Origin of the sequence: Novosphingobium sp. (genome assembly GCF_041905565.1) — a bacterium.
Taxonomy (GTDB): domain Bacteria; phylum Pseudomonadota; class Alphaproteobacteria; order Sphingomonadales; family Sphingomonadaceae; genus Novosphingobium.
The window spans coordinates 1-15,303 of sequence record NZ_JAYRKX010000028.1; the positions used below are offsets into that span (position 1 = coordinate 1).

Annotated in this window: 16 protein-coding genes; 1 reads left to right on the forward strand and 15 read right to left on the reverse strand. The window is 68.6% G+C overall.

Annotation, left to right across the window (positions count from 1 at the left end):
• Window positions 1-112: 112 nt before the first annotated feature.
• The 12 genes from ACE3N9_RS15980 to ACE3N9_RS16035 form a co-directional block, all read right to left on the reverse strand.
• The gene (locus ACE3N9_RS15980) at window positions 113-1,393 is read right to left on the reverse strand and encodes an NADH:flavin oxidoreductase/NADH oxidase family protein (protein ID WP_374285371.1); all 1,281 of its coding nucleotides are present in this window, start codon (window positions 1,391-1,393) and stop codon (window positions 113-115) included.
• Window positions 1,394-1,421: 28 nt separating this feature from the next.
• A complete protein-coding gene (locus ACE3N9_RS15985; protein ID WP_374285373.1) occupies window positions 1,422-1,961 on the reverse strand; it encodes a (2Fe-2S)-binding protein in 540 nt (179 codons plus the stop codon).
• A gap of 13 nt (window positions 1,962-1,974) precedes the next feature.
• Window positions 1,975-2,763, reverse strand: a complete 789-nt coding sequence (locus tag ACE3N9_RS15990) for a class II aldolase/adducin family protein (protein WP_374285375.1) — start codon at window positions 2,761-2,763, stop codon at window positions 1,975-1,977.
• A gap of 67 nt (window positions 2,764-2,830) precedes the next feature.
• Window positions 2,831-4,843: a TonB-dependent receptor gene (locus ACE3N9_RS15995; RefSeq protein ID WP_374285377.1), complete on the reverse strand. Its 2,013-nt coding sequence runs from the start codon at window positions 4,841-4,843 to the stop codon at window positions 2,831-2,833.
• Window positions 4,844-4,895: 52 nt separating this feature from the next.
• Window positions 4,896-5,585, reverse strand: coding sequence for a phosphate regulon transcriptional regulator PhoB (phoB, locus tag ACE3N9_RS16000; protein WP_374285378.1), 690 nt, complete (start codon window positions 5,583-5,585; stop codon window positions 4,896-4,898).
• Window positions 5,585-6,277: a phosphate signaling complex protein PhoU gene (gene phoU, locus ACE3N9_RS16005; RefSeq protein WP_374285380.1), complete on the reverse strand. Its 693-nt coding sequence runs from the start codon at window positions 6,275-6,277 to the stop codon at window positions 5,585-5,587. The genes phoB and phoU overlap by 1 nt, the downstream gene beginning before the upstream one ends.
• 11 nt (window positions 6,278-6,288) lie before the next feature.
• A complete protein-coding gene (pstB, locus tag ACE3N9_RS16010; protein ID WP_374285383.1) occupies window positions 6,289-7,056 on the reverse strand; it encodes a phosphate ABC transporter ATP-binding protein PstB in 768 nt (255 codons plus the stop codon).
• 4 nt (window positions 7,057-7,060) lie between these two features.
• Window positions 7,061-7,963: a phosphate ABC transporter permease PstA gene (gene pstA, locus ACE3N9_RS16015; RefSeq protein ID WP_374285385.1), complete on the reverse strand. Its 903-nt coding sequence runs from the start codon at window positions 7,961-7,963 to the stop codon at window positions 7,061-7,063.
• Entirely contained in the window at window positions 7,956-9,329 is a 1,374-nt protein-coding gene (pstC, locus tag ACE3N9_RS16020) for a phosphate ABC transporter permease subunit PstC (RefSeq protein ID WP_374285387.1), read from the reverse strand. Before pstC ends, pstA begins: the two co-directional genes overlap by 8 nt.
• Window positions 9,330-9,348: 19 nt before the next feature.
• Window positions 9,349-10,389, reverse strand: a complete 1,041-nt coding sequence (locus ACE3N9_RS16025) for a substrate-binding domain-containing protein (RefSeq protein ID WP_374285390.1) — start codon at window positions 10,387-10,389, stop codon at window positions 9,349-9,351.
• Window positions 10,390-10,483: 94 nt separating this feature from the next.
• Window positions 10,484-11,470, reverse strand: a complete 987-nt coding sequence (locus tag ACE3N9_RS16030; RefSeq protein WP_374285392.1) for an ATP-binding protein — start codon at window positions 11,468-11,470, stop codon at window positions 10,484-10,486.
• 44 nt (window positions 11,471-11,514) lie between these two features.
• Window positions 11,515-11,838: a PilZ domain-containing protein gene (locus ACE3N9_RS16035; RefSeq protein ID WP_374285394.1), complete on the reverse strand. Its 324-nt coding sequence runs from the start codon at window positions 11,836-11,838 to the stop codon at window positions 11,515-11,517.
• Between the two features lie 126 nt (window positions 11,839-11,964).
• Here ACE3N9_RS16035 and ACE3N9_RS16040 point away from each other — a divergent pair, with 126 nt between their 5' ends.
• On the forward strand, window positions 11,965-13,476 hold the full coding sequence (locus tag ACE3N9_RS16040; RefSeq protein WP_374285396.1) for a cryptochrome/photolyase family protein: 1,512 nt from the start codon (window positions 11,965-11,967) through the stop codon (window positions 13,474-13,476).
• On the opposite strand, the gene ACE3N9_RS16045 is transcribed toward ACE3N9_RS16040, so the two are convergent.
• From ACE3N9_RS16045 to ACE3N9_RS16055, 3 genes are read right to left on the reverse strand one after another with little or no spacing between them, the layout of a single operon-like run.
• On the reverse strand, window positions 13,435-13,605 hold the full coding sequence (locus tag ACE3N9_RS16045) for a DUF2256 domain-containing protein (RefSeq protein ID WP_374285399.1): 171 nt from the start codon (window positions 13,603-13,605) through the stop codon (window positions 13,435-13,437). The two genes, ACE3N9_RS16040 and ACE3N9_RS16045, sit on opposite strands and share 42 nt — an antisense overlap.
• 12 nt (window positions 13,606-13,617) lie before the next feature.
• The gene (locus ACE3N9_RS16050; protein ID WP_374285401.1) at window positions 13,618-14,358 is read right to left on the reverse strand and encodes an SDR family NAD(P)-dependent oxidoreductase; all 741 of its coding nucleotides are present in this window, start codon (window positions 14,356-14,358) and stop codon (window positions 13,618-13,620) included.
• Window positions 14,342-15,298 carry an NAD(P)/FAD-dependent oxidoreductase gene (locus ACE3N9_RS16055; RefSeq protein ID WP_374285403.1) on the reverse strand — a complete coding sequence of 319 codons (957 nt, stop codon included), beginning with the start codon at window positions 15,296-15,298 and terminating at the stop codon, window positions 14,342-14,344. Before ACE3N9_RS16055 ends, ACE3N9_RS16050 begins: the two co-directional genes overlap by 17 nt.
• Between the last annotated feature and the right edge of the window lie 5 nt (window positions 15,299-15,303).

The window sequence follows — 15,303 nt, forward strand, 5'->3', positions numbered from 1 at the left end:
CCATCTCGAACGAAAATTCCCTTGGAAAGGCAACCAGCCTTCCCGGCGGGAATTTCCGCCCGATATGTTCGCCATTCTGCCGCCTCGAAGGTGCGGCTAATGGGTCCTGACCCTAGCTGCGCCGGGCCTTGAGCCAGGCCTTCTGGGTGCGTTCCACTTCGAGCATGGCGGCGAACACGCTTTTGCCGGGATCGGTCTGGCCGCTGCGGCCCAGTGCGTAGATCTGGCTGTAGAACCAGAACTGCGCGGCGAAGCTGTCAATCGCGCGCAGTGCCTTGATCCGGGTGAGGAACGACAGCGCCGGGGGGAACAGCGCCAGGCCCTGTTCGGCGCGGGGCAGTTCCGCCGCGCCGGCCAGCAGCCGGGCCGCGCCATCGGGCTGGGCGCAGAGCGGCCGGCCCAGGCCGATCACGTCGGCCGCGCCCTTGGCCAGGGCTTCCTCCATCGCCGCGCGGCTGCGAAAGCCGCCGGTGACCATCAGCGGCACTTTCAGCGTGTCCTTCATCGCCAGGGCGAAATCGACGAAATAGGCCTCGCGCGCGATGGTCGAGGCGGCGACGCCCGGCTGTTCGACCGGCTCCATCCCTTCCAGCCCGAGCAGGCGCGGCTGTTCATACGTGCCGCCGGAAATCTCGATCAGGTCGACCCCGGCCGCTTCCAGCCAGCGCGCCACTTGCAGGCTGTCTTCGAAGGCAAAGCCACCGCGCTGGAAATCGGCGCTGTTGAGCTTGACCGACACGGCGAACCCGGCGGGCACGGCGGCGCGGGTGGCCTTGACCACTTCGAGCAGGAAGCGGGCGCGGTTTTCCAGGCTGCCGCCCCACTGGTCGGTGCGCTGGTTGGCGCGCGGGCTGAGGAACTGGGAAATCAGATAGCCGTGCGCGGCGTGGATCTGTGCGCCGTCGAACCCGCCTTCGGCGCAGACCGCGGCGGCCTGGGCAAAGCGGCGGATCAGCTCGTCGATCTCGGCCCCGGTCAGCGCCACCGGCTGGCCGAACTGGCCGCCGGGCAGGCCCAGCTTGACCGCCGAGGGCGCCTTGGGATGGGCGTTGACCGGCTTCATCGTCTGGCGCCCGGCGTGGCTGATCTGCGCCCAGAACTGCGCGCCCTGCGCCTTGGCCGCACCGGTCCAGCGGCGCAGCGCATCGAGCATTGCGCCATCGGCGGGCCGGTCGATGATGACATTGCCGGGCCGTTCCAGGTGATCGCCGTCGACGTGGACGTTGCCGCTCAGCAGCATGCCTGCGCCGCCCGCGCCCCACACGCGGTAGAGCCGTTCCAGTTCTGCTGTCGGCACGCCGCGCGGGTCGGCCAGCCCTTCGGTCATCGCCGCTTTCGACAGGCGGTTGGGCAGCACGGCCCCGCAGGGCAGGGTCAGCGGTTGTTCGATCATCGGTAAGTTCCCCCCATTTGGCGGCCCGCTATGGCGCGGGCTTCATTGCCGGCACGGCGCGCGCCGCATCTTCGGGCGTCAGCCCGGGCGCGGGTGCGGCGCTGATCGCTTCCAGCCGCCGCGCCACCCGCCCGGCGCGCTGGATCGCGCGGACCAGGCGCGGATAGACCCCGCAGCGGCACAGGTTGGGCACGGCGGCCTTGATATCTTCCGGCGTCGGATCGGCATTGCGGGCGAGCAGCGCGGCGGCCGACATGACGATGCCGGGCGTGCAGAACCCGCACTGGATCGCCTGTTCGGCGACCATCGCCTGCTGCACCGGGTGCGAGCGGTCGGGCGACAGCCCCTCGATCGTGGTGACGACGCGGCCTTCGGCTTCGGCCAGCGTGATCAGGCAGCTGCGCAGCGCCTCGCCATCGATCATGACCATGCAGGCGCCGCAATCGCCCACCCCGCAGCCATATTTGGTGCCGGTCAGGTTGGCGGCATCGCGCAGCGCCCACAGCAGCGGGGTCTGCGGGTCCATCCTGAATTCGACGGGCCGTTCGTTGACGGTCAGGCGGGTCATGCGCCGGCCTGGCTCAGTCGCGCCAGGACCGGTCGATCTTGTCGATCCGCCGCACCCAGGCAGCGAAATCGGCGCCGCCGGGGACATGGCCGGGCACGTTCGCCTCGTGCAGGTCGCGCTGGTGGACGGCGACCACTTCGTCCGGGATCACCACCGGCTGGCCGGCCGCCATCGTTGCCAGCTGGATCTCGCAGGCGCGTTGCAGCGACCAGTGCAGGATGAAGATCTCCGGGATCGACCGGCCCAGGATCACCGGGCCGTGGTTCTTCAGCATCAGGATGCGCTTGTCGCCCAAGTTCTGCAGCAGCCGCTCGCCTTCCTCGGCGCGCACGGTGATGCCTTCGAAGTCATGATAGGCCAGCCGCCCGGCAAAGTTGCAGGCATAGAAGTTCATCGGCTGCAGCCCGCCTTCCAGGCTGCACACCGCCATGGTCGCGGTGGTGTGGGTGTGGACGATGGCGTGGGCCCAGGGCAGGTGGCGGTGGAACAGGCTATGCTGGACGAACCCGGCCTTGTTCACCGGATAGGGGCTGCCATCCAGCGTGTTGCCGTCGATGTCGATCTTGACCAGGTTGCTGGCGCAGACTTCGGAATAGAGCAACCCGTAGGGATTGATCAGGAAGGCGTTATCCTCGCCCGGGACCTTGACCGAGATGTGGTTGTAGATCGATTCCGACCACCCCAGGTGATCGAACACCCGGTAGCACGCGGCCAGCTGCTGGCGGGCCTGCCATTCTTCCTCGCTGCAGTCGACGTTGCGGCCGCCATGATGGCTGGTGGGCGCGCTGGATTGGGTGGCCATGCAGATCCTCCGGTTCGTGTTTGCAACCGAAGTAACTGTCTGCTGCCCCGGACGCAACACCGGCCCGTTACCGCCCGATGGCGACACTCACCCCTGCCCACAGCGTGCGGGGCGTACCATAGTCGATCGAGCCGCCCTGGTTGCGGGTGACCACCGTCTCGTCGGTCAGGTTTTCGCCGCGCAGCACCACGGTCAGGCGCTGGCCCAGCGGGACCTTGACCACGGCGTCAAACGTGGTCGCGGCGGGCAGGCGGTCGGTCTGCAGGTCATCCTCGAACTGCATGCCGGTGTGGCGCAGCGTGCCCGCGACCAGCCAGCCCGGCGCGGGGGTCCAGGCCAGGGTGGCACTGGCGGCAAGCTTCGGGACCTGCGCCGGGCGCTTGCCATTGAGTGCGGCGGACGCGCCGCTGGCGCGCACTTCGGCGTCGATCAGCGCCAGCGAGCCATCGAAGCGCAGCGCACCGAGCGGCACGGCGATGTCGAGTTCCGCCCCGCGCGAGCGGATCGCATCGACGTTGCGGCGTTCGCGCAGGTTGGTGCCGATGGTGACATTGGCAATGGCATGGCGGACCTTGTTGTCGAACACGGTGGCGCCGATGCGGATGTCGCCACCAGGGGTCAGGTCGATCCCCGCTTCATAGCCTAGCAGGTCCTCGCCTCGCAGCGCGGCATTGGCGCGGGTGGTGACGGGGAACACCGCGAAGGGGCGGTACAGCTCGTTCAGCGTTGGCTGGCGCAGCCCGGTATAGGCCGCGCCGCGCAGCGCCAGCACCGGCGCCAGTTGCCAGCGCGCGCCGCCGCGCCAGCTGGCTTCCCAGCCGCTGCGATCCGCGAACAGGTTGGTCAGCGTCGGCGTGCCGGCGGCATTGGTTTCGGCGTAGGATCCGCGGCTTACCGTCCAGCGGTCGGCGCGCAGCCCGCCGGTCAGCTCCAGCGTGCCCAGCGTCAGGGTGTCTTCCAGGTAAAGCCCAAGGTCGCTGTTGCGTCCGCCTGCGCGGCGGCGCACGGTAACCGCGCCGGTGCCCGCGTTATAGGCGGTTTCCTGGGTGCGGCCGGTGCCCAGCCGCCAGTCCGCGCCCAGCCGCAGCTCGTGCCCGCCGCCCACCGGGGGGCGCAGTTCCAGCTTGGCCCCAAGCCCGGTGCCCGGGGTGCGATACTGGTCCAGGCTTTTGCGGAACGAGGTCGAGGAGATCACCACGCTGGAGAAATTGCGCACCTGGACATAGGCCAGCGCGTCGAACTGCCAGGCGCCCTTGCCGACCAGCCGCAGGCTGGCGTCCTGCCCGCTGGAGGTGTTGCGCGCGCCGGCAAAGCGCAGCTCGCGCCGGTCGTCAAAGGCCTGCACGCGGGCCTGCAATTCGATGTCGGGGGTGATCGGGGCCACGCCGCGCAGCGCGGCGGACCAGCTGTCATAGCCGGCGCGGACGCTGGCGGGCACGCGCTGGGCGGGCGGGGTGGTCCAGAACCCCTGGCCCCGGTCCCACCGGCCCGACAGCACGGCAAAGCCGCCGCCAAGGTCCGGAGCGAGCGTGGCGCCCAGCTCCGTCTCGCCGCGATCGTTGACCAGAGCGCGCGCTTCGAGAAGGGCCAGGTCATCCGGCCCGGCGCTGTGCAGGTCGATCGTCCCGGCCACGGCCCCCGCCCCGAAGGCGCCGGAACCGCCGCCGCGCGTCACCTGGGCGGCGCGCAGCCGTTCCGGGGTGATCGCTGAAAAGGGAATAAAGCCGAAGAACGGATCGGCCTGTGGCACGCCGTCAAGCAGCAGCAGGGTGCGGCTGGAGGCGTTGCCGCCCAGCCCGCGAAAGGTCACCCCTTGCGCCGAAGGGTTGGCCGAACGGCTGTCCGAACGGCGGAACTGCTGGAAGCCCGCCACGGCCGACAGCACGTCTTCCAGCCGCCCGGAAGCCGACGCGGCGGCGCGGGCGCTGTCGATGGTGACGGCGGCATAGACCGGATCGCTCTGGCTGCGGTCCAGCCCGCGTCCGGTGACGACGATTTCCTCCGGGGCGTCCTCGGCATGGGCGGCGGCGGGCAGCAGGGCGATTGCGGGCAGGGCCAGCGAGGCAAGGGTACGGCGCATGATGGTGCGGGCCATTGCCGTTCGGACCTGACTTTTCAATGACGGAAAGCGGTCATTCCGAAAATTCGATGGCATATCCCGCCGCCCGGACCGTGCGGATCACGCTGTCCGTGCCGGGGCGGTCGACCGCCTGGCGCAGGCGGCGGACGTGGACATCGACCGTGCGTTCGTCGATGTCGCTGTCCATCCCCCAGACCGCGTCGATCAGCTGGGCGCGCGAATGGACCCGGCCGGGGCGTTCCATGAAGTGGCGCAGCAGGCGAAATTCGGTCGGCCCCAGCTTCACCGCCTCGCCCCCCCGGCGGACGCGGTGGGCCACCGGGTCCAGTTCCAGGTCGGCCACGCGCAGCACGCCATCTTCCAGCGCGGGGCGGCTGCGGCGCAGCAGTGCCTCGACCCGGGCAAGCAGCTCGCGCGGGGAAAACGGCTTGGTGACGTAATCGTCGGCCCCGGTCTTGAGGCCGCGGATGCGGTCTTCCTCCTCGCCGCGCGCGGTCAGCATCAGGATCGGCAGGCGGGCCGTTTCCTTGGCCCGGCGCAGCTGGCGGCAAACCTCGATCCCGGACAGGCTTTCGACCATCCAGTCCAGCACGATCAGGTCGGGCTGGCTTTCGCGGACCATCAGCAGGGCTTCCTCGCCGTCCGGGGTGACGCGCACGTCATAGCCGTCGGACTTGAAATGCCATTCGAGCAGGCCCGAAAGGGCCACGTCATCCTCGACGATGAGGACGGACAGTGCCATCAGTCGACCTCGTCACCTTCGACCGGGCTTTCACGCCCGGCGTGGTACATGCCCGTGGCGGCGAAATAGACCATTTCCGCGACATTGGTGGCGTGATCGCCGATCCGTTCGATGTTGCGGGTGATGAACAGCAATTGCGCCGCGCTGGAAATGGTCGCCGGGTTTTCCATCATGTGGGCCACCAGGTTGCGGAAGATGCTGTCGTAGAAATTGTCCAGCTTCTCGTCGCGTTCGATCACTTCGATCGCCAGTTCCGCATCGCGCGCGCCATAGGCGTTGAGCACGTCGCGGACCATGCCCTGGGCAATGTCGGCCATCGCCGGGATCAGGGTCAGCGGTTCGAACTTCTTGAGCCGTTCGATATGCCCGACGCGCTTGGCGATGTTCTTGGCATAGTCGCCGATGCGTTCGACCACGCCGGAAATCTTGAGCGCGGCGATCACGTCGCGCAGGTCGTCGGCCATCGGCGCGCGCAGCGCGATGATCCGCACGGCCAGCCGGTCAACCTCGGCCTCGAGCGCGTCGAGCCGGGCATCGGCGGCGACCACGGCCTGGGCCTTGGCTTCATCGCGCTTGACCAGCGCTTCCATCGCGTCCCTGATCGCCACTTCGGCCAGCCCGCCCATTTCGGCGATCAGCCCGCGCAGCTGGGAAATCTCGTTGTCGAATGCCTTGACGGTATGTTCGGCCATGTGTCCGTTCCTCAGCCGTAGCGGCCAGTGATGTAATCCTTGGTGCGCTCTTCGCGCGGATTGGTGAAGATCTGCGAGGTTTCGCCGTATTCGACCATGGTCCCAAGGTGGAAAAAGGCGGTGCGCTGCGACACGCGGGCGGCCTGCTGCATCGAATGGGTGACGATGACGATGGCGTAGCGGTCCTTCAGCTCGTCGATCAGTTCCTCGATCCGCGCGGTGGCGATCGGGTCGAGCGCCGAGCACGGCTCGTCCATCAGGATCACTTCGGGGCTGACGGCGATCGCGCGGGCGATGCACAGGCGCTGCTGCTGTCCGCCCGACAGCGCGGTGCCGGCGTCCGACAGGCGGTCCTTGACCTCGTCCCACAGGCCGGCGCGGCGCAGCGACTTCTCGACGATGGCGTCGAGATCGGCCTTGACCCCGGCCAGGCCGTGGATGCGCGGCCCATAGGCGACGTTTTCGTAGATCGACTTGGGGAACGGGTTGGGCTTCTGGAACACCATGCCGACCCGCGCGCGCAGTTCGACCACGTCCATGCCGCTGCCGTAGATATGTTCGCCGTCCAGCCGGATCTCGCCGGTCACGCGGCAGCCGGCGATGGTGTCGTTCATCCGGTTGAGCGTGCGCAGGAACGTGCTCTTGCCGCAGCCCGACGGGCCGATGAAGGCGGTGACCGCCCCGGTGGAGATGTCGATCGAGACATCGTTGATGGCCTGCTTTTCGCCGTAGAAGACGTTGACGGCGCGGGCCTCGATCTTGAGCTGTGGGTTGGTCATGGGGTTACCAGCGGGTCTCGAACTTGTTGCGAAGGTAGATGGCCAGGCCGTTCATGGCCAGCAGCAGCGCCAGCAGCACGATGATCGCCGCCGAAGTGTTCTGGACAAAGCCCTGGTCGATTTCGTCCGACCACAGGAAGATCTGCATCGGCATGACGCTGGCCGGATCGGTGATCCCGCCCGGCGGGGTGGCGACAAAGGCGCGCATCCCGATCATCAGCAGCGGCGCGGTTTCACCCAGCGCACGGGCCATGCCGATGATCGTGCCGGTGAGGATGCCGGGCAGGGCCAGCGGCAGGACATGGTGGAACACCGCCTGGACCGGGCTGGCGCCCACCGCCAGCGCGGCATCGCGGATCGACGGGGGCACGGCCTTGAGCGCGTTGCGCCCCGAAATCACGATCACCGGCATGGTCATCAGCGCCAGGGTCATGCCGCCCACCAGCGGGCTGGAACGCGGCATGTGCAGCGTGTTGATGAACACCGCCAGGCCGAGCAGGCCGAAGATGATCGACGGCACGGCGGCCAGGTTGTTGATCGACACTTCGACCCATTCCACCCAGCGCCGCCCCTTGGGAGCGAATTCTTCCAGATAGACCGCCGCCAGCACACCCAGCGGGAACGACAGCCCAAGCGTGACGCCCATGGTCAGGACCGAGCCCTTGGCCGCGCCCCAGATCCCGGCCACGCTGGCCTCGGTCGAATCCGACCCGGTCAGGAACGACCAGTCCAGCCCGCCCAGCCCCTGCCGCAGCATGGTGAACAGCAGGTAGGCCAGGAACGCCAGGCTGAGCCCGACCGCGACCAGGCCAATGATGCGAAAGCGGGCTTCGGCGGCATGGCGGCGTTTCAGCCGCCGCTGCATCGCGGGGTCCTGCCACTGCGAATGGGGTAGGGCGCTAGTCATAGGCTTCCCGGTATTTCTTGACCACGCGCAGCGCGACCACGTTGAGCGCCAGGGTGACGATGAACAGGACCAGCCCCAGGGCAAAGGCCGACAGGGTCTTGGCGCTGTCGAATTCCTGGTCGCCGGTCAGCAGCTGGACGATCTGGAAGGTGACCGTGGTCATGCTGTCAAACGGATTGGCGGACAGGCGCGCCGCGGCCCCGGCGGCCATGACCACGATCATGGTTTCGCCGATCGCGCGGCTGATCGCCAGCATCACGCCCGCGACAATGCCGGGGAGCGCGGCGGGCAGCAGCACCTTCTTGATCGTCTCGCTCTTGGTTGCGCCCATCGCCAGGCTGCCGTCGCGCATTGCCTGCGGCACGGCGGCGATGCTGTCGTCCGCCATCGAGGAGACGAACGGGATGATCATCACCCCCATCACCATGCCGGCGGCCAGCGCGCTTTCGGTCGACGGATTGGCCATGCCCATCCAGGCGGCGAAATCGCGCACCTGCGGGGCCACGGTCAGCGCGGCGAAATAGCCGTAGACCACGGTCGGGATGCCGGCCAGGATCTCCAGCATCGGTTTCAGCCACTTACGCAGCGTCGGCGTGGCATACTGGGTCAGGAACACCGCGCTCATCAGGCCCAGCGGGATCGCCACGATCATGGCGATGATCGCGCCGATGAACAGCGTGCCCCAGAACAATGGTACGGCGCCGAAATCCTTGCCCAGTTCGGCATCGGTGCCGACGCGCGGGGCCCAGTGGGTCCCGGTCAGGAAGTCGATCGGGGAAACGTGAGTAAAGAACAGCCCGGTTTCATAGAGCAGCGACGCGATGATCCCCGCCGTGGTCAGGATCGCCACCAGCGAAGCCAGCAGCAGCCCCAGCAGGGTGGCGCGTTCGACCTTGGTGCGGGCGGGAAAGTCGCTGCGCACGCGGGTATAGCCCCAAGCCGCGCCGGCAAAGCCGACCAGCAGCGCCAGCGCCGCGCCGATCAGGCCGAAGCGGGTCTGGATCGCGCCGAACACGGGGGCCAGTTGTTCCGCCTGGGGATTGAACGCCCCGGTAAAGGGATCGCGGGCCAGGGCCTGGGCCTCGGCCAGGATCGCGTCGCGCTCCATGTCGAAAGCGGGCAGGCTGGCGGCGGCCGGATCGGCCAGCACCGCCGCGCGCACCAGGCCGGGGGCGATCCCCGCCCATGCGGCCCAGACCACCAGCGCCGGAACCAGCGCCCACAGCGCCACGTGCCAGCCATGATAGCTGGGGACCGCGGCAAGCGAGCCGCGCCCCGAATAGAGCGTCCTGGCCCGGGCGCGACCGGCAAACCAGCCGGTTACCCCCAGGCCAAGCACGACCAGAAGAACGATCTGGGAAATCACGCAGGGTTCTTTCGCTGCATCACTTCAGGGTCGACGGGTCCATCAGGCTGAACTTGGCCGCCACTTCGGCGTTCTTCGCGCGGACATCGTCCGGCGCGATGACCATGCCCTTGGCCTTCAGGTAACCGTCCGGGCCCCAGGCCGCAGCCCACTGCCCGACATAGTCCTTCAGCCCCTTGATCGCGTTGAGGTGGCCCTGCTTGACATAGAGGTAAAGCGGACGCGCGCCGGGATAGCTGAAATCGACGATCGAGGCATAGGTCGGCATCACGCCCGACATCGGAATGCCCTTCAGCTTGGTGGTGTTTTCTTCCAGGTACGAGAACCCGAACACGCCGATCGCCTTGGGATTTTCGGCAATCTTCTGGACGATCAGGTTGTCGTTCTCGCCAGCGTCGACATAGGCGCCATCTTCGCGCACGCCGGTGCAGAACTTCTTGTGGGCGTCCTTGTCGGTGTCCTTCAGGGCCTTCATCGCCGGGTCGGTTTCGCAGCCCTTGGTCAGGATCAGCTCGGCCAGCGCATCGCGGGTGCCCGAGGTCGAGGGCGGGCCGTAAACCAGGATCGGATCGGCCGGAAGCGACGGGTTGACGTCGGCCCAGGTCTTGGCGGTGTTCGGCTTGCCGAACGGATTGGCCGCCAGCGCCTTGTAGACGTCAAGCGGGGTCAGCTTCATGTTCGGGCCATTGGTGCCTTCGGCAAAGGCGATCCCGTCAAGCCCGACCTGGATTTCGATGATGTCCTTGACGCCATTCTTGGCGCATTCCTCGTACTCGCTCTTCTTCATGCGGCGCGAGGCGTTCTCGATGTCGGGGTGCTGGGCGCCCAGGCCCGCGCAGAACAGCTTCATGCCCGCGCCAGTGCCGGTCGATTCGATCACCGGCGACTTCACGCCAGCGGCCTTGGCCGTGGCTTCGGCCACCGCGGTGGCAAACGGATAGACGGTGGAGGAACCCACCGCACGCACGAAATCGCGCGAACCGGAGGAACCGCCCGAACCACAGGCGGCCAGCGCCAGCGAGGACAGGGCAACGAGACTCAGCGAACGGAACGAAGGCATGGCAACCTCTTGGTCAGGGTGTGTCGAGAGGGCGGATATGAAGGTTGCGTGACAGTTTGATGACACCGCCGCCCGTGCGCGCAAATGCGCGGGTTCAGGCCGGAATCAGGGGCAGGATGAACGAAGCCGTGGTGCCCATGCCGGGCTGGCTGGCAATATCGAATCGGCCGCGGTGGCGTTCCACGATGTGCTTGACGATCGCCAGGCCCAGCCCGGTGCCCCCGGTGGCGCGGCTGTGGCTGGTATCGGCGCGGTAGAACCGCTCGGTCAGGCGCGGCAGGTGTTCAGGCGCGATGCCCTGGCCTTCGTCATGCACGCTCACCGCCACCCGGCCCGACGGGGTCGCCTCCAGCGTCAGGGTCACGGTTCCGCCCGCCCGGCCATACTTGATCGCATTGTCGATCAGGTTGCGCAGCACTTGCGCCAGCTGGCCGCGATCGCCCGCTACCGGGGCGGCCTGGCAATTGGTGGTCAGCGTCACTTCGGCCCGACCGGCCACTTCGCCCACCGCCTCGCGCGCCAGCGCCAGCAGGTCGACCGGCTCGGTCGGCGCATCATGCTTCACGGCCTCGATCCGGCTGAGCGACATCAGGTCCTCGATCAGCGCCTGCATCCGCTTGGCCTCGTGGCGGATGATCCCGAGGAAGCGGGTGCGGGTCGCCTCGTCCGCGCCGGCCTTGGGATCCTCCAGCGTTTCGACATAGCCCAGGATCGCCGCCAGCGGGGTGCGCAGCTCGTGGCTGGCATTGGCAACGAAATCGGCATGGGCGCGCGCCACGCTGACCCGCACCGACAGGTCGTCCAGCACCACCAGCCGCCCGCCGCCGGGCAGCACGTGGCACGATACCTTCCAGCGGCTGGACCGCACCGACAGCCCTTCGACGATCGCGCTGCCGCCGTGCGGTGAATTGATCAGCGCCACCACCTGCGGGTCGCGAATCGCAATGCGCGCGTCCTGCCCCACCACGTGCGCGCCCAGCAGGTCGCGCGCCGCCTGGTTGGCAAAGCTTACGGATCCCTGCCGCACGACCAGCGCGGGGGTTTCGAAATGTTCGAGCAGGGCGGTTTCGGCGGCGGTCATCGCCGATCATGCTACCGCGCCGCATGGCGCGGGCGCAAGCGCGCTCAGCCCAGGGCGCCCAGCGAGACGTACGGTGCCAGGGCGGCGTGCTTGCGGACGAAGTGGTCCAGCACCGGGCCGTAGATCGGCCGGTCGAATGCCGCGCCGAACTGCCGGCCCCGGACCCATTGCACCTGGGCGGCAAAGCCATCCAGCCCGTCCGGGCGGACGAGGATGCGCGACTTGATGCGCGGGGGCTTGTCCTCGGCCTCGATGCAGCAGCCGCCGGCCGACAGGTCGATCATGTGGCCAAAGCTGCGCAGCCCGTTTTCCGCGCGCACTTGCACGCGCCACAGGATCGGCGATCTGGTTTCCTGTCGGGGTTGCATGGGCAGATGCCTAGTGCGAACCTCTGAAGCATCGGTAAACCGGTGGACCGTCAATGCTCCCTAGGGTGCGCGGCCTTCCCCCGTGGACAGGCTGCCAGGCGGCCGGGCCTGGCCTAGCCGGCGGGGATGACCGGGCGCACCATCCTGATCCTGGGCGACCAGCTCAGCCCGCAGCTTGCGGCGCTGCGCGGCGCGAACCGCGCGGCAGACCGCGTGCTGATGGCCGAAGTCATGGCCGAGGCGGACTATGTCCCGCACCACCGCAAGAAGCTGGCCTTCGTGTTTTCCGCCATGCGCCATTTCGCGCAAGGTATGCGCGCAGATGGCTGGCAGGTGGACTATGTCCGGCTGGACGATCCCGCCAACACCGGCACCCTGGGCGGCGAACTGCGCCGGGCAATGGCGCGCCATGGGCACGCGCGAGCCGTGGTGACGGAACCCGGCGAATGGCGCCTCTTGCAACAGATGCGCGAGTGGCCGGGGCTGGAAATCCTGCCCGACGACCGCTTTCTGGCGGACCGGCACGGCTTCGCTGCCTGGGCCGAGGGGCGCAAGGGCCTGCGGATGGAGCACTTCTACCGCCTGATGCGGCGCAAGACCGGGCTGCTGATGGACGGCGGCGAACCCGCCGGCGGGCGGTGGAATTTCGATGCCGAGAACCGCAGCCGGGCGGACCCCGATCTTGCCATGCCGCGCCCGCCGCGCTTTGCCCCCGATGCGATCACCCGCGAAGTGCTGGACATGGTCGCGGCGCGCTTTCCTGACCGGTTCGGCACGCTCGAGCCGTTCTGGTTCGCTGTCACGCGCACCGATGCCGAAGCCGCCTTTGCCCAGTTCCTGCGCCATGCCTTGCCGCAGTTCGGCACCTATCAGGACGCGATGCTGGCGGGCCAGCCGTTCCTGTTCCACGCGGTTGTTTCCACTTATCTCAACGCCGGGCTGCTCGATCCTCTGGCGATGTGCCGCGCGGTCGAGGCGGAATGGCGCGCCGGGCGGGTACCGCTCAACAGCGCGGAAGGGTTCATCCGCCAGATCATCGGCTGGCGCGAATTCGTGCGCGGGATCTACTGGTGGCGGATGCCGGGCTATGACCGGGTCAATGCGCTGGACGCGCACCGCCCGCTGCCTGAATTCTACTGGAGCGGCGAGACGGACCTGGCCTGCCTCAGCGCCTGCATCACCCAGACCCGCGACGAGGCCTATGCCCACCACATCCAGCGGCTGATGGTGACCGGCAATTTTGCGCTGCTGGCGGGGATCGACCCCCATGCGCTGCACGAATGGTATCTGGCGGTCTATGCCGATGCCTATGAATGGGTCGAACTGCCCAATACCGTCGGGATGAGCCAGTTTGCCGATGGCGGGCTGCTGGCCAGCAAGCCCTATGCCGCCAGCGGCGCCTATATCGACCGGATGAGCGACTATTGCCGGACCTGCGCCTATGACGTGAAGGCCAAGGCGGGGCCGCGCGCCTGCCCGTTCAACCTGCTCTACTGGCACTTCGTGGCGCGCCACCAGGATCGGCTGGCGCGCAATCCGCGCATGGCCCAGGCGGTGCGCACCTGGGAGCGGTTCGCTCCCGACCGGCAGGAGCAGCTATGGCGTGATGCCGAGCGGTTTCTGGCCGGCCTTGCCTGACCGGCAGCGGTCGGAACAATACTTCACCTCGTCCCAGTCGCGCGCCCATTTGCGCCGCCAGGCAAACGGACGCCCGCAGGTCAGGCACGGTTTGGTGGGAAGATCACCCTTGCGGCGCATCTTGGGCATGGCGGGCCGCGCTCAGTCCGGGATCCGCGCGCCGTCCCAGGCGAACTGCCCGCCGCTGTCGGCGGGAGTCAGCCTGTCCAGCACGGATAGCAGGTGCCCGGCGGACTGGTCGGGGCTGAACAGCTTGCCCGGCCTAACCCCGCGCTGGAACGGGGCGGACAGCCGGCTGTCGACCGTGCCGGGGTGCAGCGCGGCGACCACCGCCTGCGGGTGGCTGCGCGCCAGTTCGATGGCGAAATTGCGCACCAGCATGTTGAGCGCGGCCTTGCTCGCCCGGTAGGAATGCCACCCGCCCAGCCGGTTATCCCCGATCGAGCCGACCCGCGCCGACAGCACGGCAAACACGGTGCGTTCGCCGCGCGGGAACCGGGGCAGGCAGTGCTTGGCGATCAGCGCCGGGCCGATGGTGTTGGCGGCCAGCACCTGGGCCATCACCCCGGCATCCAGCGCGCGCAGGCTCTTTTCCGGCACGATGCCGCGCGCCTCATCGTGCAGCAGCCCGGTGGCGACGATGACCAGCCGGAGCGGCGCGGACACCTGTTCTGCCACAGCGGCTATCGAAGCTTCGTCAGTCAACTCGAACGCGAAGGGGATGGCGCCGGGCAGGCTAGCCATATCCGCGCGGCGCTGTCCGGCGTAAACTTCGGCAAAGCGTCCGCCCGCCAGCAGCCGCGCGGTCAGCGCGCGGCCGATCGCGCCGCCCGCGCCGAACACCACCGCGCTGCCACTGGGCACTTCACCCAACGGCGCCACCGACCCGCAGTGGCAGCAGCGCGGCGGCGACCCGTTCGCCCAGCTGCGTGCCCGAGCGCCACGCCCCTTCGATGTGCGGGGGCAGGCACCAGTCGCCGCAGGCTCCCAGGCGCAGCGCCGGGTTCCACAGCACCGCGCCGCGCTCGCCATATGGCAAAGCAAAGCGCCAGCGGTGCGCTTTCAGAAAGGTTGGCGCGGGCAGATCGCGGCCGCAGGCCCGCGCGAATTGGCCCAGCAGCAGATCGGCCACATCTTCGCGCGCGGCTTCCAGGTGCTGGCGCGACCATTGCGCACCGGCCTGGATGACCCAGCATTCGGCCTCGCCTCGGCCGGGCTTGGAATTGTTGCGCGCTGCCCAGGCAATCGCCCCGGCATCGCGCAGGAAGGCGGGCAGCCCGGCCAGCGGCTCGGCAAAGGCGGCCATCACGGTCCAGCACGGCTGCGACTGCGCGCTGGCCGCCTCGCGCGCCATCGCCAGGTCGTGCAGCGACAGGAGCGGGGCGGCCTGTTCCGCCGGAATGGCAACGACCAGCGCGGCAAACGGCCCTTCGCACAGGCCGGGCCCGCTGACGTGCCAGGCCAGCCCGTCGCTTTCGATCCGCTGCACTGCCGCGCCGAAGCGCACGTCATGCTCCTCGCACTGGGCTTCGATCAGGCTGGCCATGGCCGGCATCCCGACCAGCGCGCCCTGCGGCCCGGCGGGCCAGGGCGCAACCCAGCCGCGTTCGCGCCACTGCCGCACTTCGGCGGCGAAAGCGCCATCGCCCGGATTGAGGTATTGCGCGCCGAAATCCCAGGCGAGGCCCTCCAGCCGCAGGGTGGACAGCCGCCCGCCCGGGCGCTTGCCCTTGTCGAGCAGAACGCTGGCAATGCCGTCGCGGCGCAGCCGCTCGGCACAGGCCAGCCCGGCAATGCCGGCGCCGACGATCCCGACCTTCATGGCCT